The organism is Azotobacter tropicalis, from assembly GCF_059739045.1.
Window position 1 is genome coordinate 388597 of sequence record NZ_AP046059.1, and the last position, 24213, is coordinate 412809.

At 61.7% G+C, this 24213-nt stretch carries 15 protein-coding genes and 6 pseudogenes; all 21 read right to left on the bottom strand.

Annotated elements, in window-relative coordinates; all coding sequences use genetic code 11:
- Positions 1-3: 3 nt before the first annotated feature.
- Positions 4-1532, bottom strand: a pseudogene (gene nuoM, locus Atro_RS01790) (NADH-quinone oxidoreductase subunit M).
- Positions 1533-1559: 27 nt separating this feature from the next.
- Positions 1560-3407, bottom strand: coding sequence for an NADH-quinone oxidoreductase subunit L (nuoL, locus tag Atro_RS01795; protein WP_497926177.1), 1848 nt, complete (start codon positions 3405-3407; stop codon positions 1560-1562).
- Positions 3404-3712, bottom strand: coding sequence for an NADH-quinone oxidoreductase subunit NuoK (nuoK, locus tag Atro_RS01800; protein WP_497926178.1), 309 nt, complete (start codon positions 3710-3712; stop codon positions 3404-3406). Before nuoK ends, nuoL begins: the two co-directional genes overlap by 4 nt.
- Before the next feature lie 4 nt (positions 3713-3716).
- Positions 3717-4217 (bottom strand): NADH-quinone oxidoreductase subunit J, encoded by a 501-nt coding sequence (nuoJ, locus tag Atro_RS01805; RefSeq protein WP_497926179.1) that lies wholly within the window; start codon positions 4215-4217, stop codon positions 3717-3719.
- Positions 4218-4230: 13 nt separating this feature from the next.
- On the bottom strand, positions 4231-4779 hold the full coding sequence (nuoI, locus tag Atro_RS01810) for an NADH-quinone oxidoreductase subunit NuoI (RefSeq protein ID WP_497926180.1): 549 nt from the start codon (positions 4777-4779) through the stop codon (positions 4231-4233).
- Positions 4780-4790: 11 nt separating this feature from the next.
- Positions 4791-5780 (bottom strand): NADH-quinone oxidoreductase subunit NuoH, encoded by a 990-nt coding sequence (gene nuoH / locus Atro_RS01815; protein WP_497926181.1) that lies wholly within the window; start codon positions 5778-5780, stop codon positions 4791-4793.
- Positions 5777-8490 (bottom strand): annotated as a pseudogene (gene nuoG / locus Atro_RS01820) (NADH-quinone oxidoreductase subunit NuoG). The gene nuoH and the pseudogene nuoG overlap by 4 nt, the downstream one beginning before the upstream one ends.
- 159 nt (positions 8491-8649) lie before the next feature.
- Complete coding sequence (nuoF, locus tag Atro_RS01825; RefSeq protein ID WP_497926182.1) at positions 8650-9999, bottom strand: NADH-quinone oxidoreductase subunit NuoF; 1350 nt, start codon at positions 9997-9999, stop codon at positions 8650-8652.
- A pseudogene (nuoE, locus tag Atro_RS01830) lies at positions 9996-10488 on the bottom strand (NADH-quinone oxidoreductase subunit NuoE). Before nuoE ends, nuoF begins: the two are co-directional and overlap by 4 nt.
- A 1-nt stretch (position 10489) precedes the next feature.
- Positions 10490-12270, bottom strand: a pseudogene (gene nuoC / locus Atro_RS01835) (NADH-quinone oxidoreductase subunit C/D).
- A 73-nt stretch (positions 12271-12343) separates the two neighbouring features.
- Positions 12344-13018 carry a NuoB/complex I 20 kDa subunit family protein gene (locus Atro_RS01840; protein ID WP_039803889.1) on the bottom strand — a complete coding sequence of 225 codons (675 nt, stop codon included), beginning with the start codon at positions 13016-13018 and terminating at the stop codon, positions 12344-12346.
- 10 nt (positions 13019-13028) lie between these two features.
- The gene (locus Atro_RS01845) at positions 13029-13442 is read right to left on the bottom strand and encodes an NADH-quinone oxidoreductase subunit A (protein WP_497926183.1); all 414 of its coding nucleotides are present in this window, start codon (positions 13440-13442) and stop codon (positions 13029-13031) included.
- 429 nt (positions 13443-13871) lie between these two features.
- The gene (locus Atro_RS01850) at positions 13872-15836 is read right to left on the bottom strand and encodes a PhoX family protein (RefSeq protein WP_497926184.1); all 1965 of its coding nucleotides are present in this window, start codon (positions 15834-15836) and stop codon (positions 13872-13874) included.
- 177 nt (positions 15837-16013) lie between these two features.
- Positions 16014-17609 (bottom strand): isocitrate lyase, encoded by a 1596-nt coding sequence (locus tag Atro_RS01855; protein WP_497926185.1) that lies wholly within the window; start codon positions 17607-17609, stop codon positions 16014-16016.
- Between the two features lie 280 nt (positions 17610-17889).
- Positions 17890-18698: pseudogene (locus Atro_RS01860) on the bottom strand (secretin N-terminal domain-containing protein).
- 123 nt (positions 18699-18821) lie between these two features.
- Positions 18822-19247, bottom strand: a complete 426-nt coding sequence (locus tag Atro_RS01865; RefSeq protein WP_497926186.1) for a GNAT family N-acetyltransferase — start codon at positions 19245-19247, stop codon at positions 18822-18824.
- Positions 19240-20405 (bottom strand): annotated as a pseudogene (locus tag Atro_RS01870) (ribosomal protein uL16 3-hydroxylase). The gene Atro_RS01865 and the pseudogene Atro_RS01870 overlap by 8 nt, the downstream one beginning before the upstream one ends.
- Positions 20406-20483: 78 nt before the next feature.
- Entirely contained in the window at positions 20484-21854 is a 1371-nt protein-coding gene (purB, locus tag Atro_RS01875; RefSeq protein ID WP_497926187.1) for an adenylosuccinate lyase, read from the bottom strand.
- A gap of 98 nt (positions 21855-21952) precedes the next feature.
- Positions 21953-22576, bottom strand: a complete 624-nt coding sequence (gene hflD, locus Atro_RS01880; protein ID WP_497926188.1) for a high frequency lysogenization protein HflD — start codon at positions 22574-22576, stop codon at positions 21953-21955.
- Positions 22573-23691 carry a tRNA 2-thiouridine(34) synthase MnmA gene (gene mnmA / locus Atro_RS01885; RefSeq protein WP_497926189.1) on the bottom strand — a complete coding sequence of 373 codons (1119 nt, stop codon included), beginning with the start codon at positions 23689-23691 and terminating at the stop codon, positions 22573-22575. The genes hflD and mnmA overlap by 4 nt, the downstream gene beginning before the upstream one ends.
- A gap of 71 nt (positions 23692-23762) precedes the next feature.
- Positions 23763-24197: an NUDIX hydrolase gene (locus Atro_RS01890; protein ID WP_497926190.1), complete on the bottom strand. Its 435-nt coding sequence runs from the start codon at positions 24195-24197 to the stop codon at positions 23763-23765.
- Positions 24198-24213: the final 16 nt, after the last annotated feature.

Genomic DNA, 24213 nt, shown 5'->3' on the forward strand with positions numbered 1-24213 from the left:
TACTTACCGGGCCGAAACGAGTTGGGTGAGGGCGGTGCTCAACCACTGCTGCACGCCTTGCATGCTGGCGGCAGAGGTGTCGAGAACCGGCTGCGGGTAAACGCCGAGGAGGATCAGCAGTCCTGCCAGGCCGAGCACCATGCTCAGCTCGCGGCCGTTCAGGCCGAGCAGTCCGCCTTCCGTCTTGGCCGGGCCGAAATAAGCGCGATGGATCATGATCAGCGAGTAGACCGAGCCGAACACCAAGCCGGTGGAGGCCAGTACGGTGATCCAGGGAGCCTGCGGGAAGGTGCCGATCAGAACCAGGAATTCGCCGACGAAGTTGCCGGTGCCGGCAGGCCGAGTGCGGCGGCGGCGAAGAACAGGCTGACCGCCGGCAGCCAGGGCATGCGACTCCAGATGCCGCCCATTTCACGCATGTCACGGGTATGCAACCGCTCGTAGAGCTGGCCGCAGAGGATGAACAGCGCGGCGGCGGAGAGACCGTGGGCGATCATCTGCACCACGGCGCCCTGCAGGGCGATCTGACTGCCGGAGTAGATGGCGATCAGGATGAAGCCCATGTGCGACACGCTGGAGTAGGCCACCAGGCGCTTGATGTCGGTCTGTGCGAAGGACACCAGGGCGCCATAGACGATGGCGAACACGCCGAGCCCCATGGCGATCGGCGCGAATTCCGCCGAGGCGTTGGGGAACAGCGGCAGGGCGAAGCGCAGCAGGCCGTAGGCGGCGGTCTTCAGCAGGATGCCGGCCAGGTCCACGGAGCCGGCGGTCGGTGCCTGGGCATGGGCGTCGGGCAACCAGGAGTGGACCGGGATGACCGGAAACTTCACCGCAAAGGAGATGAAGAAGCCGAGCATCAGCAGGAACTCGGTGCCCGGAGCCAGCTGGGTCTTCAGCAGGTCGGCGTAGTTGAAGGTGAGCACGCCGGTCTGGCTGTAGTGGACGAACACCAGGCCGAGGATGGCTACCAGCATGATCAGGCCGCTGGCCTGGGTGAAGATGAAGAACTTGGTGGCGGCAGTGATACGGGTGCTGCCCGTGCTGCCACTATGACCCCAGAGCGCGATGAGGAAGTACATCGGCACCAGCATCATTTCCCAGAAGAAGAAGAACAGGAACAGGTCGACGGCGAGGAAGACGCCGACCACGCCACCGAGAATCCACATCAGGTTGAGGTGGAAGAAACCGACCTTCTGCTGGATTTCCTTCCAGGAGCAGAGGACCGAGAGCACACCGAGCAGGCCGGTGAGCACCACCATCAGCATCGACAGACCGTCGAGAGCCAGGTGCAGCTCGATGCCGAAGCGCTCGATCCAGCTCAGCCGAAATTCGGCGGTCCAGAGCGGGGCGGCTCCCGGTGCGGGGGCCAGGGTGAAGTCCCCGGTGGCCCACAGCCAAAGGCCGAGAACCAGCAGAAGGGACATGGTCAGCAGTGCGATCCAGCGTGGCAGGGTGGTGCCGAAGCGCTCACCTTGCCAGCACAGAAGGCCGCCGATGAAGGGGATCAGGATCAGCCAGGGCAGAATCATGACGGGCTCAATTCCTTTCGCAAAATGTCAGGCCAACAGCACGATGCCGAGCAGCAGCACGGCACCGCCGACGATGGAGCCGGCGTACCAGCGCAGCTGGCCGGTCTCGCTGCGACTCAGGACCCCATGACCGTCGCGCGCCAGGCGCGGAATCACGCTGATACCACGGTCGATCGGGTCGCGGCCAAGCAGGCGGCAAAGCTGTAGATAGGGTTTGACGAACAGCTGGTCGTAGAGCCAGTCGAAGCCCCAGGCGGCATACCACAGGGGGATCAGCTTGCGTGCCGGCTCGCTCTGCTCGAGGCTGTCGAGAAGTTTCCGGTCACCCAGGAAAAGCCGCGCGGCGAAGGCGATGCCGGCCAGGGCGACGATGGCGGAGATGACCTCGAGCACGTGCTTGGCTCCACCACCGGCATGGCCGACGCTTTCCGGCAGCACGCCGTGCAGCGGCGGAGTGATCCAGGCGCCAATGAAGGTGGAGAGGACGATCAACACCGCGAGCGGCAGATCGTGGGAAATGCCGTGTCCTGCATGCACCTCACTCTTGGCCTCGCCGTGGAAGGCGATGAAGATCAGCCGGAAGGTGTACAGGGAGGTCAGGAAGGCACCGACCAGGCCGGCGAAGAGCAGCAGGACGCGGCCGCTGGCGTAGGCTTCCCAGAGAATCTCGTCCTTGGAGTAGAAGCCTGCGGTCAGCAGCGGCAGGGCCGCCAGCGCGGCGCCACCCACCAGGAAACTGACATAGGCCAGCGGCAGCTTTTTCCACAGGCCGCCCATCTTGAAGATGTCCTGTTCGTGATGGCAGGCGAGGATCACCGAGCCCGAAGCGAGGAACAGCAGAGCCTTGAAGAAGGCGTGGGTCATCAGGTGGAAGATCGCCGCATCCCAGGCCCCGACGCCCAAGGCAAGGAACATGTAGCCGATCTGGCTCATGGTCGAGTAAGCGAGGATGCGCTTGATGTCGGTCTGCGCCAGGGCGGCGAAGCCGGCCAGCAGCAGGGTTACGCCGCCGACGATGCCGACCAGCTCGAGGATGCCCGGAGTCAGCAGGAACAGACCGTGGGTGCGGGCGATCAGATAGACGCCGGCGGTCACCATGGTCGCTGCGTGGATCAGCGCCGAAACCGGGGTAGGACCGGCCATGGCGTCGGCCAGCCAGGTCTGCAGCGGCAGCTGGGCGGACTTGCCGACCGCGCCGCCGAGCAGCATCAGGGTGGCGATCCACAGCCAGTGGTCGCCTTCAGCGTACTTCTGCGGGGCCAGAGCGACCAGGTCCTGAATGTTCAAGGTGCCGAGATTGAAGAACAGGATGAACAGGCCGATGGCCATGAACACGTCGCCGATACGGGTGACGATGAAGGCCTTGAGCGCTGCGTTGCCATTCTTGCGTTCGTGGTAGTAGAAGCCGATCAGCAGGTAGGAACACAGCCCCACGCCTTCCCAGCCGAAGTAGAGGAACAGCAGGTTGTCGCCCAGCACCAGGAAAAGCATGCTGGCGATGAACAGGTTGGTGTAGGCGAAGAAGCGCGAGTAGCCCTCTTCACCGCGCATGTACCAGCTGGCGAACAGGTGAATCAGGAAGCCCACGCCGGTGACCACGCCGAGCATGGTGACCGACAGGCCGTCCAGATAGAGGGTGAAGCTCGGCGCAAAGCCACCCACGCTCATCCATTGCCACAGCGTCTGGGTGAAGACGCCGCCTTCCGGCGGGGCGCTGTGGAACTGCCAGATGACATTGGCAGCGGTCAGGGCCGAAAGGCCCACGGAGCCGACGCCGATCAGCGCCGACAGGTTCTCGGAGAGACGTCCGCGGGAGAAGGCCAGCAGCAGCCAGCCGATCAGCGGAAACAGACAGGTAAGGAATAGTAGGTTCATCCGCGCATCTCGCTGGCAGCGTCGATATCGAGGGTATGGAAGCGGCGATACAGTTGCAGCAGGATTGCCAGGCCGATGCTGGCCTCGGCGGCTGCCAAGGTGATCACCAGAATGAACATGATCTGGCCGTCGGCCTGTGCCCAGCGGCTGCCGGCGACGACGAAGGCCAGAGCGGCCGCGTTCATCATGATTTCCAGGCTCATCAGCACGAACAGGATGTTGCGCCGTACCATCAGGCCGACCAGGCCGAGGCTGAACAGCACGCCGGACAGCGCCAGGCCGTGCTCCATGGGGATTGCATGCATGGGATCACTCCTTGGCTTCGTGGCGGCCGAGATGGTAAGCGGCGACCAGCGCTGCGAGCAGCAGCATGGAGGCCAGTTCCACCGCCAGCAGGTAGGGGCCGAACAGGGCGATGCCAACGGCTTTGGCATCCACGGTCTGCTGACCGACAACGGCGCCGCTCGAGGTACCGAACAGGACGTACAGCAACTGCATCAGGAGCAGGGCGGACAATACCGCCGGGCCGGCCCAGATGCCTGGCTTGAGCCATTGCCGTTCTTGTTCGGCGATGGTCGGACCGAGGTTGAGCATCATCACCACGAAGACAAACAACACCATGATGGCGCCGGCATAGACGATGATTTCCAGCACGCCGGCGAAGGGAGCGCCGAGACTGAAGAAACACATCGATACCGCCAGCAGGGAAACGATCAGATAGAGCAGGGCGTGCACGGGATTGGTATGGGTGACCACCCGCAGGGTGGACACCGCGGCGGCCCCGGCAGCGAAGTAGAACGCGAATTCCATCTTTCCTGGGTCCTTAAGGCAGCAGGCCTTTCACGTTGATCGGCTCGGCTTCGTTCTGCGCGGTGCCTTTCGGCTTGCCGGCGATCGCCATGCCCGCCACGCGGTAGAAGTTGTAGTCCGGGTTCTTGCCGGGGCCGGCGATCAGCAGGTCTTCCTTCTCGTAGACCAGCTCCTGGCGCTTGTACTCGGCCATCTCGAAATCCGGGGTCAGCTGGATCGCGGTGGTCGGACAGGCTTCTTCGCAGAGGCCGCAGAAGATGCAGCGCGAGAAGTTGATGCGGAAGAATTCCGGATACCAGCGGCCGTCGTCCTTCTCGGCCTTCTGCAGGGAGATGCAGCCGACCGGGCAGGCCACCGCGCAGAGGTTGCAGGCCACGCAGCGTTCCTCGCCGTCGGGATCGCGGGTCAGGACGATGCGGCCGCGATAACGCGGCGGCAGGTAGACGGGCTCTTCCGGGTATTGCAGGGTGTCGCGTTTGCGGAAGGCGTGGGAGAACACCATCACCAGGCTGCGCAGCTGGGTGAAGGTGCCATGCACGACTTCGAGCAGATAGTTGAACATGGTCATTCTCCTCACTGGGCCGCCAGCACGAGCGCGCCGGTCACCAGCAGGTTGAGCAAGGTCAAGGGCAAGCAGAACTTCCAGCTGAAGGCCATCACCTGGTCATAGCGCGGGCGCGGCAGGGCGGCGCGCAGCAGGATGAACAGCATGATGAAGAAGGCGGTCTTCAGGGCGAACCAGATGAAGGACAGCTGCGGCAGAATGTCGAACGGACCATGCCAGCCGCCGAAGAACAGGGTCACCAGCAGCGCCGAGACCAGCACGATGCCGATGTACTCGCCGACGAAGAACATGCCCCACTTCATGCCGGCGTACTCGATGTGGTAGCCGTCTGCCAGTTCCTGTTCGGCCTCCGGCTGGTCGAAGGGGTGACGGTGGGTCACCGCGACGCCGGCGATGAAGAAGGTGCAGAAGCCGAAGAACTGCGGAATGATGAACCAGAGGTGCTGCGCCTGGTATTCGACAATATCGCGCATGTTGAAGGAACCCGCCTGGGCAACCACGCCCATCAGTGCCAGGGCCATGAACACCTCGTAGGAGATGGTCTGGGCCGAAGCGCGCAGGCTGCCGAGCAGGGCGAACTTGTTGTTGCTCGACCAGCCGGCGAAGAGCACTGCGTACACCGCGAGGCCCGCCATGGCGAAGAAGAACAGCAGGCCGATGTTGAGGTCGGCCACGCCCCAGGTCGGGGTCACCGGCACCACGGCGAAGGCCAGCAGCAAGGCGCTCATGGCGACAATGGGCGCCAAGGTGAAGATCAGCTTGTCGGCGAACGGCGGTGTCCAGTCCTCCTTGAAGAACATCTTCACCATGTCCGCACCGAGCTGGAACATGCCGAACGGGCCGACCCGATTGGGACCATAACGGTCCTGCCAGAGGCCGAGCAGGCGGCGCTCGACGAAGCTGAGCAGGGCACCGCAGACCACCACGGCCAGCAGGATGACGATGGCCTTGAGAACGGCGACAACGATTTCGATGAGTTCGGGAGTGATCCAGCTCATTGCGCAGCCTCCTGCAGATCGCTGGCCAGACGGCCGAAAAGCGTGGCGGGGATGCCCGGCAGGCCAGCCGGCAGGGCCACCAGGCCGATGCCGAGGTTGGCATCCACCCGCAGCGGCAGGCGCAGTTCCACGCCATCGATACGCAGGCCGAGCAGGGCGCCCTCATTGACGCCGAGACGTTCGGCCTCGGCCGCAGCCAGGGCGACATAGGGCTGTGGGATGCGCTCCTGCACGGGAGCGGCGAGCGCACTGGTTTCCTCACTGCCGAACAGGTGATGGAACGGCACCACTTGCCAGTTGCCCCGTGGCGGGTTGAAGGCTGCCGGCAGTTCGCTGAACCACGCCAGGCGGTCACCTTGTGCCTCGATCAGGCGGATGCCCGGATCGCCGGCGCGCAGGTGACCGCCCACCTCGTCCTGGAACTTGTTCCAGGCCTGCGGCGAGTTCCAGCCCGGCGACCAGGCAAAGGGGATCTGCTGGCGATCTTCTTGGCTGCCGGCATAGCCCTCCATGGAGAAGGCGAAGGGACTGTCCTGATCCTGCGGCGTGCGCGGTTCGTGCACGCTGATGTTGGCGCGCATAGCGGTGCGGCCGCTGTAGCGGTGCGGCTCGCGAGCCAGCTTCAGGCCCTTGATGCGGAACGCAGCGGTCGGCGCAGCGTTGCGGATGCCGGCCAATTGCGGATAGGCACCGGCACAGGCCTCGGTGACGTGATCAAGCTGGGTCCAGTCGACAGAGCGGCCCAGGCGGGCACTGTGAAGGGCGTGCAGCCAGCGCCAGCCTTCGCGCACCAGATTGTTGCTGTCGTAGTAGCTCGGCTCGAAGACCTGGAAGAAACGCTGGGCACGGCCCTCCTGGCTGACCAGAGTGCCGTCGGCTTCGGCGAAGCTGGCCACCGGCAGCAGCAGATGGGCGCGGGCGGTGGTAGCGGTCTGCTGGTGATCGGCAACGATCACGGCTTTCGCGGCTACCAAGGCGGCATCCACACGGGCCGGGTCGGCACGGCGATACAGATCGTTCTCCAGAATCACGACGGCATCAGCCTCGCCGCCGGCGAGCCGCTCGAGTGCAGCGTCCAGCGACTGACCGCCGAGCAGGGCCAGGCCCAAGCTGTTGGCTTCCGGCACGACCAGACTGATACCGGCGTTTTTTTCTCGCTTGTGCAGGGCCTTGGCGATGTTCGCCGTGGCTTCGAGGATGGCCTGCGAACCCAGGGAGGTGCCGGAAACCACCAGCGGGCGCTTGGCGGCCAGCAGGGCATCGGCGATGCGCCGGGCCAATTCGCCGGCCTCGGCGTCGAGGCCCTCGACGGCCGGAGCTTCGGGGTCAATGGCATGGGCCACGGCGAAGCCCAGACGGGCCAGGTCGTCCGGCGCGGCATGCACGCATTCGGCTGCCACGTCATCCAGTCGGGTCGAGGCCAGGCTGGCAATGAACAAGGGGCTCAGCGCGTGCTGGGCGATGTTCTTCACCGCCGCATCCAGCCAGGGCTGGACCTTCATGTTGGCGGCCATCTCCTCGGCCTTGCCCTTGACCGACTGGCGTAGGGCCAGGGCGATGCGGGCAGCGGTCTGGGTCAGGTCCTCGCCAAGGATGAACACCGCATCGTGGTCCTCGATTTCGCGCAGCGAGGGAGTCGGCAGCGGGCCTTCCTGCAGAATCTGCAGGGCCAGTTGCAGACGCTCTAGTTCACTGGCCTCCATACCGCTGGAGAAATTCTCGGGACCGACCAGCTCGCGCAGGGCGAAGTTGCTTTCCAGGCTGGCGCGGGGCGAGCCGATGCCGATCACGCGGCGATCCTTGAGCAGGGCGACGGACTGGTCCAGGGCGGCGTCGATGCCGAGCTTCTTGTCGTTGCCCAGGAGTGGCTGGCGCGGGCGATCGGTGCGGTTGACGTAGCCATAGCCGAAGCGGCCGCGGTCGCAGAGGAAGTAGTGGTTCACCGAGCCGTTATAGCGGTTCTCGATGCGCCGCAGCTCGCCGTAGCGCTCGCCGGGGCTGATGTTGCAGCCGACCGAGCAGCCATGACAGATGCTGGGAGCGAACTGCATGTCCCACTTGCGGTTGTAACGTTCGGAGTGGGTCTTGTCGGTGAATACTCCGGTCGGGCAGACCTCGGTGAGGTTGCCGGAGAACTCGCTCTCCAGTACGCCGTCCTCGACGCGTCCGAAATAAACGTTGTCGTGGGCACCGTAGACGCCCAGATCGGTGCCGCCGGCATAGTCCTTGTAGTAGCGCACGCAGCGATAGCAGGCGATGCAGCGGTTCATCTCGTGGGCGATGAAGGGGCCGAGTTCCTGGTTCTGGTGGGTACGCTTGGTGAAGCGATAGCGGCGCATGGTGTGGCCGGTCATCACCGTCATGTCCTGCAGGTGGCAATGACCGCCTTCTTCGCACACCGGACAGTCGTGCGGGTGGTTGGTCATCAGCCACTCGACGACGCTCTCGCGAAACTGCTTCGCTTCTTCGTCCTCGATGGAGATCCAGGTGTTGTCGGTGGCGGGGTCATGCAGGACATGACGAGGCGGCCGCGTTTGTCGTTCTCGTCGTTGTACTGCTTGACCGCGCACTGGCGGCAGGCGCCGACGCTGCCTAGCGCCGGGTGCCAGCAGAAGTAGGGAATGTCGAGTCCGAGGGACAGACAGGCCTGAAGCAGGTTGTCCGCGCCATCGACTTCGAACGTCTTGCCGTCTACGTGGATAGTGGCCATGGTTCAGTTTTCTTCAATACCCGCCGGGGCGGGTGTGGCTAATGGAATCCGGTCAGTGGCGCTGCATGGGGCAGCCGCCGACGCAGGTCGGACGGGCGCTGGAGCCCGGGGAGCCATGGATCGCGCCCCGGCCCCGTACGACCTGCGTTTCGAACAAACTCAAACCTGTGAAGCGGCGATGCTCGGCCGTGTCTCGCTGGGGGCTCCCCGCACGCCGGCCTCGAACTCCTGGCGGAAGTACTTGAGGGCACTGCCCAGCGGCTCGACGGCGCCCGGTGCATGGGCGCAGAAGGTCTTGCCCGGGCCGAGGAAGTTGACCAGCTGCGCCAGGGTCTCCAGGTCGCCGGGCTGGCCTTCGCCGCGCTCCAGGGCGCGTAGCAGCTTGACGCTCCACGGCAGGCCGTCGCGGCATGGGGTGCACCAGCCGCAGGATTCGCGGGCAAAGAACTCCTCCATGTTGCGCAGCAGCGAGACCATGTTGATGCTGTCGTCAACCGCCAGGGCCAGGCCGGTGCCCATGCGGGTGCCGACCTTGCCGATGCCGCCGGCGTACATCTGTGCGTCCAGGTGCTCAGGGAGCAGGAAACCGGTACCGGCCCCGCCGGGCTGCCAGCACTTGAGTCGGTAGCCGTCGCGCATGCCGCCAGCGTAGTCCTCGAACAACTCGCGGGCGGTGATGCCGAAGGGCAGCTCCCAGAGGCCGGGGTTCTTCACCTTGCCGGAGAAGCCCATCAGCTTGGTGCCCATGTCCTCGCTGCCGGGGCGGGCCAGGGACTTGTACCAGTCGACGCCGTTACCGACGATCGCCGGCACGTTGCTCAAGGTTTCGACGTTGTTCACACAGGTGGGCTTACCCCAGACGCCGACGGCGGCGGGGAAGGGGGGCTTGGAGCGTGGATTGGCGCGGCGGCCCTCGAGGGAGTTGATCAGCGCGGTTTCCTCGCCGCAGATGTAGCGGCCGGCGCCGGTGTGCACGAACAGTTCGAAGTCGAAACCGCTGCCGAGGATGTTCGTGCCGAGCAGGCCGGCGGCCTTGGCTTCGGCGATGGCGCGGTTGAGGTTGCGGGCCGCATCGACGTATTCGCCGCGCAGGAAGATGTATCCGCGGTAGGCCTTCAGCGCTCGGGCGCTGATCAGCATGCCCTCGATCAGCTGATGCGGCAGCTGCTCCATCAGCAGGCGGTCTTTCCAGGTGTTCGGCTCCATCTCGTCCGCGTTGCACAGCAGGTAGCGGATGTTGATGGATTCGTCGGCGGGCATCAGGCCCCACTTGATGCCGGTGGAGAAGCCCGCGCCGCCCCGGCCCTTGAGGCCGGAGTCCTTCACGGTGGCGACGATGTCGGCCGGCGACATCTCGGCGAGTGCCTTGCGGGCCGCGGAATAGCCGTTCTTCTGCTGGTATTCATCGAGCCAGACCGGCTCGGCGTCGTCGCGCAGGCGCCAGGTCAGGGGATGGGTTTCCGCCGTGCGGGGAGTGCGGTTGGCGGGACCGATGGAGGTAAGAGTCATGGATAGGCCTCCAGCAGTTGGTCGATGCCTTCGGGAGTCAGGTTGCCGAAGGTGTCGTCGTCGATCATCAGGGCCGGGCCTTGTCGCAATTGCCCAGGCAGCATACCGGTAGCAGGGTGAAGCGACCGTCGCGGGTCGTTTGGCCGGGGGCGATGCCAAGCTTCTGTCGAATGGCGCCGAGCACGCCTTCGTGGCCGCCGATGTAGCAGGTCATGCTGTCGCACACGCGGATCACGTGGCGTCCCACCGGTACGCGGAAGATCTGGCTATAGAAGGTGGCCACGCCTTCGACGTCGCTGGCCGGAATGCCGAGAATCACGGCGATCGCCGGATGGCACCGTCCGGCACCCAGCCGCGTTCCTTCTGGACGATCTTCAGCGCCTCGATGGAGGCAGCGCGCGGATCCTCGTAGTGGTGCATCTCGTGCTCGATGGCCGAGCGTTCGGTTTCGCTGAGGACGAAACGGTCGGTCTGGATAATTGAGTTCATGTCAGCGGTCCACGTCGGCCATAACGAAGTCGATGCTGCCTAGATAGGCGATCAGGTCGGCCACCATGCTGCCGCGGATCACCGAGGGAATCTGCTGCAGGTGGGCGTAGCTCGGAGTACGGATCCGCGTGCGGTAGCTCATGGTGCTGCCGTCGCTGGTCAGGTAGTAGCTGTTGATGCCCTTGGTCGCCTCGATCATCTGGAAGGACTCGTTGGCCGGCATCACCGGACCCCAGGACACTTGCAGGAAGTGGGTGATCAGGGTTTCGATGTGCTGCAGCGTGCGCTCCTTCGGCGGCGGCGTGGTCAGCGGGTGGTCGGCCTTGTAGGGGCCTTCCGGCATATTCTTCAGGCACTGCTCGATGATCCGCAGACTCTGGCGCATCTCGCCCATCTTGACCATGCAGCGGTCGTAGGCGTCGCCGTTGTGCGCCAGCGGGACCTCGAACTCGAAGTTCTCGTAGCCGGAGTAGGGGCGCGCCTTGCGCAGGTCGAAGTCGAGACCGGTGGCGCGCAGGCCGGCGCCGGTGACGCCCCATTCCAGTGCCTGCTTGGTGTCGTACTGAGCCACGCCCATGGTACGGCCGCGCAAGATGCTGTTCTGCAGCGCCGCTTTCTCGTACTCGTCAAGGCGCTTGGGCATCCAGTCGATGAATTCCTTGACCAAGCCATCCCAGCCGCGCGGCAGGTCGTGGGCGACCCGCCGATGCGGTACCAGGCCGGATGCAGGCGGAAGCCGGTGATGGCCTCGACCACCTTGTAGGCGCGCTGGCGGTCGGTGAAGGTGAAGAACACCGGCGTCATGGCACCGACATCCTGGATGTAGGTGCCGAGGTAGAGCAAGTGGTTCAGGATGCGGAAGAACTCCGCCATCATGATGCGGATCACATCGACCCGTTGAGGCACCTTGATGCCGGCCAGTTTCTCGACCGCCAGCACGTAGGGCAGGTTGTTCATCACCCCGCCGAGGTAGTCGATGCGGTCGGTGTAGGGGATGAAGCTGTGCCAGCTCTGCCGCTCGGCCATCTTCTCGGCGCCGCGGTGGTGATAGCCGATCTCCGGCACGCAGTCGACGATCTCCTCGCCGTCCAGTTGCAGGATGATGCGGAAAGCTCCGTGGGCGGAGGGATGGTTGGGGCCGAGGTTGAGGAACATGAAGTCCTCGTGCTCGCTACCGCGCTTCATGCCCCACTCCTCGGGCTTGAAGCGCAGAGCTTCCTGCTCCAGGTCCTGCTTTGCCGCCGACAGGCTGTAGGGGTCGAATTCGGTGGCGCGGGCCGGGTAGTCCTTGCGCAGCGGATGACCTTCCCAGGTCGGAGGCATCAGAATACGGGTCAGGTGCGGGTGGCCGGCAAAATCGATGCCGTACATATCCCATACTTCGCGCTCGTACCAGTTGGCGTTCGGCCAGATGGCGGTGGCGCTGGGCAGCTTGAGGTCTCCTTCCTTCAAGGCCACCTTGATCATCACGTCGCTGTTCCGGTCAATCGACAACAGATGATAAAAGACGCTGAAGTCTGCATCCGGCAAGCCACGGCGCTGGGTACGCAAGCGCTCGTCGACGCCATGCAGGTCATAGAGCATGGCGTAGGAGCGCGGCAGGTTGCGCAAGAAGTGCAGGACTTCGATGAGTTTTTCCCGGGCTACCCAAAGCACGGGCATGCCCGTGCGGGTGCTTTGTACGGTGAAGGTTTCGGCACCAAAACGGGAATTGAGTTCGGCGACCACATCTTGGTCGTCAGCCTTGTACGGCGGAATGGACAGAATGCTGTCTGCAGTCATGGTCTCGGTCGCTTTCGGTCAACGGACAGAATGAGCCTGGGCTTGCCGCGCGAATAGGCGCGGACAGGCCGGCTCAGACTTCGTCGGGGCTGCGCAGGTTGGTGACCTGGATACGCTGTTCGCGGCGCAGTTCCCGTTGCGAGGGCATCTCGGCACGATAGATGCCTTGGTCGCCGACGACCCAGGAAAGCGGCCTGCGCTCCTGGCCGATGGACTCCTGCAGCAGCATCAGTCCCTGCAGGAAGGCTTCGGGGCGCGGAGGACAGCCGGGTATGTAGACGTCTACAGGAAGGAACTTGTCGACACCCTGAACCACAGAGTAGATGTCGTACATGCCGCCGGAATTGGCGCAAGAACCCATGGAAATGACCCACTTGGGCTCGAGCATCTGCTCATAAAGACGCTGGATGATCGGCGCCATCTTGATGAAGCAGGTTCCGGCGATGACCATGAAATCGGCTTGTCGCGGTGAAGCACGAATGACTTCGGCACCGAAACGCGCGATATCGTGGGGAGCGGTAAAGGCGGTGGTCATCTCCACGTAGCAGCAGGAGAGGCCGAAGTTGTAGGGCCACAGGGAGTTCTTGCGTCCCCAGTTGACCGCACCGCTCAGCACGTCTTCCAGCTTGCCCATGAAGATGCTGCGGTTGACCTGACCCTCGGTCGGATCGGTTACGGTTTCCCGCTCGCCGATCGGATACTGCTCGTAGGAGGCATCCGGATCGATCCTAGTAAGTTTGTATTGCATTGCCAAAGCCTCATTGTTTCAGCTTCGCCTGCCGATTGCGGCGGCCTTCCGGAGCCCAGTCAAGAGCGCCGATCCGCCAGAGATAGACAAGACCCGCCAACAGAATTGCTATGAAAATCGTTGCTTCGATGAGACCGGCCCAGCCGCTTTCGCGAACCGATACCGCCCATGCGAAGAGAAATAGGGCTTCGACGTCGAAGATCACGAAGAGCATCGCGACCAGATAGAATTTGGCCGAGAGGCGCAAGCGCGCGCCGCCGGTGGGAACGATGCCGGATTCGAAGGGCTCGTTCTTGCTACGGCCCACCGCCTTGCTGCCGAGTAGGCGTGAAACACCGAGCATAAAGGCACACAGGCCTGCGACGCCTAACAGGAATACTGCAAATCCCCAGTTGTGAGACAGCGTGGCGACGGCTTCGGGCATGCCGGAACTCCTCGATCAAGGGGCGCTTGGGTATGAATGGCTGCGGCAAATTGTAGCAGCTGCTTTGGGCGGCCACTTTATGCTTCTGCAGATTCAAAAGTATTGTTCTAGATCAATTTTTTGCCGCAAAAGTACTCTCCGCGCACTCTGTCGACATGACGTCAATCACGTTGCGCGGGGTAGAAAAATCGCAATGGCAATTCGCTATTGAGTGAGAAAGCTGTATTGCTCTCGGATAAAAGAATTTCCACGATGGCCGATGACGTTCGTTTCACAATAGCTCATTTATTGGAAAGGCAAGTTTCACTGCACATGACTCGGACAAGCGGCTGCAGCCTCTCTACGTAGATGGCGAAGAACGGCTTTCAGGAGGGCGAGCTTCAGCATAAAAGCCATGACCTGCCAAGGAGGTCATGGCTCCTGGGAAAGTTACAGTACTTGACGCCATCCTTCCCGGGTAATGACTACTGTCGCCGAACGCGGGCGTTTGTTCGGGCCGTCCGGCCAGGTTTCGGTGGGATGCTGGATGTTGACGAACAGCGTCCGGAAGTCCGGAGTAGCAGTGATGCCGGTGACCTCGCAGCCCACGGGACCGACCAGAAAACGCTTCAACTCGCCGCTCGCAGGGTCGGCCACCAGCATCTGATTGTTGCCGAAGGGTCCCGACTCCAGTTGGCTGCCACTCATGTCGGTCTGGATCCATAGGCGCCCTTTGGCGTCGAACCAGAGCCCATCCGGACTGGCCAGAATGTTATCCATACTGAGCGGCTGTCCATCCGGCCCGCGGCTGTCGCTCTGCGGCCCCCCCAAGAGGAAGATATTCCAGTCGAAACGGGTGCTGCTGTAGTCCTGGCTTGCTTCCTTCCAGCGGATGATATGGCCATAGGCATTGTTGGTCCGCGGATTGGCTGAGTCGGCTTCGATCCGGTTCGTATTATTAGTGAGGGTGAAGTAGACCTCGCCGGTTTCCGGATGTACGGCGCCCCATTCCGGACGGTCCATTTTGGTCGCACCCATGGTGTCGGCCGCCGTGCGGGTGTTGATCAGGACATCGCCTTGATCGGAGAAGCTGATACCTTTGGCGGTGCAGGCGGCTTGGAAGAGCGAGTCTTGAATGTCCAGGGGTAGCCAGTCGCCGCTGCCGTCGGCATTGAAGCGAGCAACATAGAGCGTGCCTTCATCGAGCAGGCGGCTATTGTCGGGATGGCCAGGGCGGAACTTGTCGCGGCTGACATATTTATAGATGTATTCGTTGCGCGAGTCGTCGCCCGAGTAGCAGACCAGGCGGTTGCCAGGTTTGATTGGAGCGAAGATTACCCCTTCATGGGCGAAACGTCCGAGGGCCGTGTGCTTGACCGGCACGGATTTCGGATCGAAAGGGTCGATCTCGACGATCCAGCCGAAGTGATTGGGTTCGTTGCGATAGTCGCCAATGGCTAGCTCGCTCTTGCGAGTGGCATCGAAGCGCACGAATTCATCGCCCTCTAGGGTCTCCCAGGCATAGCGGCTGGTGGTGCCTACGCCATAGCGGCTCAGTTCCCGCGGTTTTTCGCTGTCCTTGCTGGCGAAGTAGCCGGCCCAATTCTCCTCGCAGGTCAGGTAGGTACCCCAGGGAGTGAAACCGTTGGCGCAGTTGTTTTGGGTGCCACGGGTAGCCGTGCCGTCGGGACTATAGCGGGTGCTCAGCAGGGCATGACCACGCGCCGGGCCGCGGATCTCCATTGGCGTGGCAGCAGTTATACGGCGACCGAATTGAGAGTCGCCTACCACTTCCCAGTCTCCGTGCGAAGTACGACGGATTTCCACGACCGAGACACCGTGGGCGTTGATTTCCTTGCGTACTTCCTCGGCGACAGTGCGTTTGCCATCGACCATTGTAGGGCCCGAGGGATGCAGAAGTTCCACCTCGATGTATTCATGGTTGAGTACCAGAAGGCCATGTTCGCTATTGTGTCCGCCTTGGCCGTGCTGGACATCGATGGGGAAGTAGTGCATGCCGTCATGGTTCATGCCGGTCTGCTCGGCCTGTTCCTGGGCGGTGTTGTTGCCTTCCTCGCGATAGGCCGGATAGCTACCGCAGATCGGGGTACCCCATGGGATGAAGGTTTTGGTCTGGAAACCTTCGGGAGCGGTAATGGTGTCGGCGCGCGTCACGGCCACCGGGGTGAATGTCAGGCGGCTGGGCTGTTTGAGCAGATCGCTGGCTTCCCCTGCATTGCAGCTCCGTGGCACGGTCACGCCGAGAAAGGCCAGCATGCCCATGGCCATACCACCGGCAATCACCTGGCGACGACTGACGCCATTGATCAGGTCGTTGATGTGCGGATTGTTCGAGTGATTGCTGGGCAGTTCGTCGCCATTACCGAACAGGGTGGGGTCTTTATCGGTCGTCATTGGGAAGCTCCGTCTAAGGGGGGATCGAACGGAGACGAACCTAACGGCTGTGTGCGACAAGAGAGTGACACACATCGAGAGCGGGAGCCCGAGCTTTCGGCGTGTGTCGTGAGAAAAAGACATCCCCCGGCAGAGCCAGGGGATGTCGGTATTGCACTAGCTACGAACAGGTTCCAATCAGTGGAACTGGTTCATGGTGTTGTCCTTACCGCTTGCCTTCAGGGCAGCTTCACCAGCGAAGTATTCCTTGTGGTTGTCGCCGATGTCGGAACCAGCCATGTTCTGGTGCTTGACGCAGGCGATGCCCTGACGGATTTCCTGACGCTGCACGCCCTTCACGTAGGCCAGCATGCCCTGGTCGGCGAAGTAGCCTTTGGCCAGGTTGTCGGTGGACAGCGCGGCGGTGTGGTAGGTCGGCAGGGTGATCAGGTGGTGGAAGATGCCGGCGCGGGCAGAGCCATCACGCTGGAAGGTACGGATCTTCTCGTCGGCAACCTGGGCCAGCTCGGTCTCGTCGTATTCGACGCTCATCAGCTTGGCGCGGTCGTAGGCGGAGACGTCCTTGCCTTCGGCAACCATGGCGTCGAACACCTGCTGACGGAAGTTCAGGGTCCAGTTGAACGACGGGCTGTTATTGTACACCAGCTTGGCGTTCGGGATGACCTTGCGGACTTCGTCCATCATCTCGGCGATCTGGCCAACGTGCGGCTTCTCGGTTTCGATCCACAGCAGGTCGGCGCCGTTCTGCAGCGAGGTGATGCTGTCCAGGACGCAGCGTGCTTCGCCGGTGCCCTTGCGGAACTGGAACAGGTTGCTCGGCAGACGCTTCGGACGCAGCAGCTTGCCTTCGCGCTTGATCACGACGTCGCCGTTGCCCAGTTCGGCTTCGGAGATTTCTTCGCAATCCAGGAAGGAGTTGTACTGGTCGCCCAGGTCGCCCGGCTCATGGGTCACGGCGATCTGCTTGGTCAGGCCGGCGCCCAGGGAGTCGGTACGGGCGACGATCACGCCGTTGTCGATGCCTAGCTCAAGGAAGGCGTAGCGAACGGCGGCGATCTTGGCGAGGAAGTCGGCGTGCGGAACGGTCACTTTACCGTCCTGGTGGCCGCACTGCTTTTCGTCGGAAACCTGGTTCTCGATCTGGATGCAGCAGGCACCGGCTTCGATCATCTTCTTGGCCAGCAGGTAGGTGGCTTCCGGGTTACCGAAGCCAGCGTCGATGTCGGCGATGATCGGGACGATGTGGGTCTCGAAGTTGTCGATCTGCGACTGGATTTCAGCGGCCTTGGCGTTGTCGCCGGCTTCGCGGGCGGCATCCAGGGCGGTGAACAGCAGGTCCAGTTCGCGGGAGTCAGCCTGGCGCAGGAAGGTGTACAGCTCTTCGATCAGCGAGGAAACGGCAGTCTTCTCGTGCATCGACTGGTCCGGCAGCGGGCCGAACTCGGAGCGCAGGGCAGCGACCATCCAGCCGGACAGGTACAGGTAGCGCTTGTTGGTGGTCTTCAGGTGCTTCTTGATGGAGATCAGCTTCTGCTGGCCAATGAAGCCGTGCCAGCAACCCAGCGACTGGGTGTAGACGGACGAGTCGGCGTCGTACTCGGCCATGTCCTTGCGCATGATGTTGGCGGTGTACTGGGCGATTTCCAGACCGGTCTTGAAGCGATTCTGGGCGCGCATGCGAGCGACGGATTCCGGGTTGATGGCGCTCCAGCTGCTGCCGAACTTCTCTTTCAGTGCTGCTACGGCCTTGATGTCGTTTTGATATGCGGACATGGTCGATCCTTCAAAGTTGGAAGTGGATAAACACGGATTCCCACCTGAACCTGCATGTAGTCGATGATCGATACGAACAACATGCGGTAAAAAACGTCGAACCTTATGGGCAGTACAAGCACGGAGTCAGCTCGGCTGGTTGGCTAGAGCAGGCTCCGGAGACCCTTGCCAGGGTCCCTGGTTAGCGGGAGCGAAGCAATCATGCCTAGGGAGGGAATCGTCGTCAATGAATTTGTAGTGTGTTTTTTATGACACTACACGAAGGTCTGATACGAGTCCTTCACTCCAGAAGCTCGACCCGCAGGCGCATGGACAGTTCTTCGTGGCTGGATGTGGAATGTTGGCGTAGTACTCCCTCCTGGTCGTTCCAGCGACTTCCGCTGCTGCTGCCGAGATCGATCCATTCGCCCAAGCGACCGCTGACCTGAGTATCCAACTGCTGGATATCGATCACCCCGGGCTGAGAGGGATTCATCTGCTCATTGCTGCTGCTCAGGGTGAGATACACGACATCGCCGGAGATCCTCGCGGTAACGTAGACGCCGCGAGTGACATCGCGGTAGTGAGTTTCGCGGTATACCTGTCCGTAGGGGCCGATCTGCGTGCTGTGCAGTGGCACGCTCTGGCCTGTCTGGATCAGTGCCGGATAGCCCTCGGTGGCCTGGATCTGCTGCAGGGAATCGCGCCATCTGTCGGTACTGCGATTCAGGATACGTATCCGGTTCTGGCCATGAGTCTGGCCGTGGCCAGCTTGGATTTCGACGTTATTCGCATCAATCGAGCCATCCACGGCATAACCGCGCCGTTCACTGCTTCTCGCTTCTCCGCTGTCGACGCTGATCAGCAGGCGCCTGGGGGAAGGTCTAATTGCTCAAGTAATTCGCGCAATTCGCGTAGTTGTGTCGCCGGAGCATTGACGATGAGTTGGTTGCCATGGGCATGAATCCGTCCGTCCTCACCAATCACCGATTGCGCCATGGGTAACAGTTCGTCGGCCATCCGGTAATTCAGTTGGATGATCTCGGTGGCGGCCAGTGCATGGGTAGCGAAAAGCATCAGCGACACGACGAGCAGTCTGCAGATCTTCATGTGGGAACTCAGCAAAAACCATTCATGCCGACATTTTAGGCGGAGGAGTGGGAGAGTCTGTGCGTTGTGCAGCTCTATCCGGGACATCCTGCCCTGCCAGGGGCAGAACGTCCGCAGGCCGGATCAGCCGGTATGGCGAACCATTTCTACATGAGGAATGCCGGCCTCGAGATATTCATCGTTGATGATCAGGAATCCGAGGCGCTCATAGAAGGGCGTGGCATGTACTTGGGCACTCAGGACCAGACGGCGAAGCCCGCGATGTTCGGCTTCGGCAATCGCTGCATGCATCAGGGCATAGCCGATCTTCAGGCCGCGCCAGTCCTTGAGGACTGCGACACGGCCAATATGCCCGTCGCGTAGCAGGCGCGCCGTCGCCACGGCGCGCCTGCCTGCGAAGGCGAGAAAATGGACGGCTCCAGTATCGTCGTCATCCCATTCCAGCTCGGGAGGAACGGCCTGTTCGGCGATGAAGACACTTTCGCGAATCCTGCGGATATCGATATTGTCATTCTGCCAGTCGGCGATTCGTACCTGGACTTCAGTCATCGGCAAACTCCAGGCTGCCCTGCATAAGCAGTTGCCAGAGGAGCTGACTGCCATCTTCATCGGCTAACCACGCGGCCACGTTGCCTGTATGCAGGGCGTCGGCGCTGCAGACTAACTTGAGCAACTCGCGCAGATGGCCGGGAAGCAGGCGGCTCTGACCGCTGGCGAACAGCAGCAGATCCTGGCCGACTTCTGACCAGGCCAGGCGGGCGCTGGGATTGCGTACCAGCACGCCGCCTTCTTGCAGGTTAGCCAGAAAGTCCCTTTCGGACATTTCCGCGCCTGTAACCAGCTCCGGATAGCGCGGTTCAGTCATGAACTGGCCGAACCAAGTGAGCAGCAGGCGCTCGTCGCCCATATGTCCCTGGATCAGCCCCTTAAGGCGATCAAGGGCATCCTGCTGGATCTGGTGCGGATCCTCGCAGGGACGTATGTCCGGATCTCCGTAGCGCTCCTCGTCGGGTAGGAATTGGGCAAGGAAGTCGGTGAAATGGGTCAGTACCTCGGCCGCGCTGGGGGCTCGGAAGCCCACCGAATAGGTCATGCAGTCGTCGACAGCAGTCCCGAAGTGGGCCAGGCGGGGCGGAAGGTAGAGCATGTCGCCGGGTTCCAGAGTCCAATCCTCGCCATTTTGGAACTCGGCAAGGATGCGTAGATCGGCATGCTTCAACAGGGGACTGTTGCTGTCGCACATCTGGCCGATTCGCCAGTGCCGCTTGCCATAGCCTTGCAGCAGGAACACGTCGTAGTTGTCATAGTGCGGGCCTACGCCACCCCTGGTGCGGCGTAGCTGATCATCACATCGTCGATGCGCCAGCTGGGCAGAAAGCAGAAGTTCTCCAGCAGTTCAGCGACCTCGGGGACGAACTGGTCGACTGCCTGGACCAGCAGAGTCCAGTCGCGCTCGGGCAGATTCTGGTAGGTTTCCTCATCGAACGGACCGCGGCGCAATTCCCATGGATGATTGCCATGTTCGATAATCAGTCGAGACTCGACTTCCTCTTCAAGCGACAAACCAGCCAGTTCGTCTGGCGAGATGGGGCTTTCGAAACCGGGAATGGCTTGGCGGACCAGCAGAGGCTTTTTCTGCCAGTAGTCGCGCAGGAATTCGCGTGTGCTGATGCCGCCTAGGAATTGAAGAGGGATATCAGAGGTCATGGCTAAGTCCTTGCTCTGTAATGAGCGCTGAAAATAAAAACGCCCGGCACAGCCGGGCGTGAAGGTAACGAGACGGAGTCAGATGCGCTTGGCTTGGGTGATCGCATTGCCAATGTAGGCGGCAGGAGTCAGCTTGCGCAGCTCGGCCTTGGCAGCCGCAGGAATATCCAGGGTGTCGATGAAAATCTTGAGGGCTTCCGGGCCGATACCTTTGCCGCGGGTCAGCTCCTTGAGCTTCTCGTAGGGATTCTCTATGCCATAGCGACGCATTACGGTCTGCACTGGCTCGGCCAGTACTTCCCAGCAGGCATCAAGGTCTTCGGCCAAGCGTGCTGCATTCAGCTCCAGTTTGCCGATGCCCTTGAGGCTGGCCTCGTAGGCGATCAGGCTGTGCGCCAGGCCGACACCAAGGTTGCGCAGCACGGTAGAGTCCGTCAGGTCGCGCTGCCAGCGGGAGATCGGCAACTTGCTGGCCAGATGCTGGAGCAGGGCGTTGGCAATGCCGAGATTGCCCTCGGAATTCTCGAAATCAATCGGGTTGACCTTGTGCGGCATGGTCGAAGAGCCAATCTCGCCGGCTACGGTCTTCTGCTTGAAGTAGCCAAGAGAAATGTAACCCCACACGTCACGATCAAAGTCGATCAGGATGGTGTTGAAGCGGGCGATGGCGTCGAACAGCTCGGCGATGTAGTCGTGCGGCTCGATCTGGGTGGTATAGGGATTCCAGGTCAGGCCAAGGTCTCTCTCGATGAATTCGCGGGCGTTGGCCTCCCAGTCGACACTCGGGTAAGCGGACAGGTGGGCGTTGTAGTTGCCCACGGCGCCGTTGATTTTGCCGAGCAGTGGCACGGCGGCGACTTGGGCAATCTGGCGCTCGAGACGATAGACCACGTTGGCCAGCTCCTTGCCCATGGTCGTTGGCGAGGCCGGCTGGCCATGGGTACGCGACAGCATCGGCACGTCGGCGAACTGCACGGCCAAGGTGCGGATAGCCTCGGCTAGCTGGCGCATCAGCGGCAGCAGTACGGTGTCGCGGCCTTCGCGCAACATCAGGGCGTGCGACAGGTTGTTGATGTCTTCGCTGGTGCAGGCGAAGTGGATGAACTCGCTGATCTTCGCCAGCTCTGGCAACTTGGCGGCCTGCTCCTTGAGCAGGTATTCCACGGCCTTGACGTCGTGGTTAGTGGTGCGTTCGATTTCCTTGATGCGCTGGGCGTGTTCGAGCTGGAAGTTTTCTGCCAGCTCGTTGAGCAGGGCATTGGCCTCGGCAGAGAACGGCGCGACCTCCGGGATGCCGGCGTGGGTGGCCAGGCGCTGCAGCCAGCGGACCTCCACCATGACGCGGAAGCGGATGAGTCCGAATTCGCTGAAGATCGGGCGCAGAGTGCTGGTTTTGCCGGCGTAGCGGCCGTCGACGGGGGACACCGCGGTGAGCGAGGAGAGCTGCATGAGAGAGGTCTCGGACAGTCGGGCTACAAAAAGGGCTGCAATGATACACGAAGGCAGATGGGGCGACCGAATGCCATCTTCGGCCGGCCGTCTCTTCCTCAGTCGCGCCGCATCAGCGGATAAAGCTCGTCGAGCAGCTTGCGGCGACTGAACACCAACTGCCAGCGATGTCCGCTGAGCTGGCGCCACAAACGTGCCGAACGGATGCCGGCGAGCAGGAGGGCGCGGACCTTGGCGGCATTGGCAGAATTCTGCAGATGGCGCATCTCGCCATGGACTTGGATGCGCTGGCGAAAAGTGCTTAGCGTGTCTTCATACAGGGAGGCGAAGGCAGAAACCACGCTTTCGTGGGTAAGGCCCAGATGCTGAACCTGCAGTTGGATGTGGTCCAGTCGTTGTCCCATGAGTTGCAACATGTCATCGCGTTTGTCCAGTTGCCTTTCCAGCGTTACCAGTGCCAGCGCATAACGCAGCGGTTCGCGTTGCAAGCTTTGCGGGTTGCGCTCGAGTGCGCTGGCCAGGGCGCGGTAGCCGTCGCGCAGGTTGAGATCATCGCCGCCGAACACCTCAAGGGTGTCCTTGGGGTTACGCACCAATAGACTGCCGAGCATGCAGGCGAGATTGGCTTCGCCAGCCTGGCCAGTCTTGGCGATTTTGTCGACCAGATAGGTTGACTCGAATACGGCACCGAGGGCGATCAGTTGTTCCTGTCTGGGAGTCATGGTTGCAGGTCCTCGTGGCTACATGGCTCGGTGCTTTCGATGACACCGCCGCCCAGACAGATCTCGCCGTTGTAGAGCACCACCGATTGGCCGGGTGTTACGGCTCTCTGGGGGGCGTCGAACAAGATTCGGAAACCTTCGGCGGTCTTTTCTAAAATGCAGGCCTGGTCGGACTGCCGATAGCGAACCTTAGCAGTCAGTCGCTGCGGAAGTGGGAAGTCGAGCGGGTTCACCCAGAATATTTCCGACACAAGCAGGGCGCGTGAGAACAGCCAAGGGTGCTGGTTGCCCTGGCCGACGACCAGTACGTTGCGGGCTAGATTCTTGGAAAGCACATACCAAGGATCATCAGTGGCATTTTTCATTCCGCCGATGCCAAGCCCCTGGCGCTGACCGATGGTGTGGTACATCAGGCCATGATGCTGGCCAATGACCTTGCCATCGGTGGTCTCGATGGGGCCAGGTTGGGCAGGCAGGTATTGCTTGAGAAAGTCGCTGAAACGACGCTCGCCGATGAAACAGATACCAGTGGAGTCCTTCTTCCTGGCCGTGGCCAGACCATGCAGCTCGGCAATGGCGCGTACGGCCGGCTTTTCCAGTTCTCCAACCGGAAACAATGATTTGGCGAGTTGTTCACCACCCACGGCGTGCAGGAAGTAGCTCTGGTCCTTGTTGGAATCCAGTCCCTTGAGCAGTTCGGTTCGGTCCTCGGTATCGCGCCGGCGCACGTAATGGCCCGTTGCAATCAGGCTGGCGCCAAGTGATAACGCATAGTTGAGGAAGGCCTTGAACTTAATTTCGCGGTTGCACAGGATGTCCGGGTTCGGTGTGCGTCCGGCCTTGTATTCGGCGAGAAAGTGTTCGAATACATTGTCCCAGTATTCGGCAGCGAAGTTGGCGGTGTGCAGCTTTATGCCAATTCTGTCGCAGACGGCCTGCGCATCCGCAAGATCTTCTTTGGCCGTGCAATATTCGGTGCCATCATCCTCTTCCCAGTTTTTCATGAAAAGGCCTTCCACCTGATATCCCTGTTGTAGGAGCAGGAGGGCGGAAACGGAAGAGTCCACGCCGCCGGACATGCCGACGATCACGCGGGTATGGGCGGGATCATGCATATGGAGAGTCGGATCCTGAAAAGGAAAGATTTTATCAGGGACGCGGGGCCGGCTGCGAAAGTGCGAGCTGCTCAGCGAATAAGGCTCAGCGGAAAGCGCTCTCCGCTCAGGTAATCATCAATGCAGCACAACACGAGTGGGCTGCGCCAGCACTCCTGTTTTGCAAGCAATTGCTCTCGGCTCAGCCAGCGAGGAGCGATGATGTCCTTATCAAGCTGATAACAGGCGACTGGCTGCAGTGGACGTGCAGCAAAGCAGACGCGCTGATAAGTTACACCGTTTAAAGCCTTGTAAAGATATATACCGATCACAGCTGTGAGTTCGACCTGCCAACCGGTTTCCTCCAAGGTTTCACGCAAGGCTGCTTCGAGCAAGCTCTCGTTAGGCTCGAGGTGTCCTGCAGGCTGGTTGAGGACTGGTCGTCCATCCTGCAGTTCTTCTACCAAAAGAAAGAGGCCGTTGTTCTCCACGATCGTGGCAACGGTGACGTGCGCCTGCCAATCCATAAGTTTGCCCAAGTGC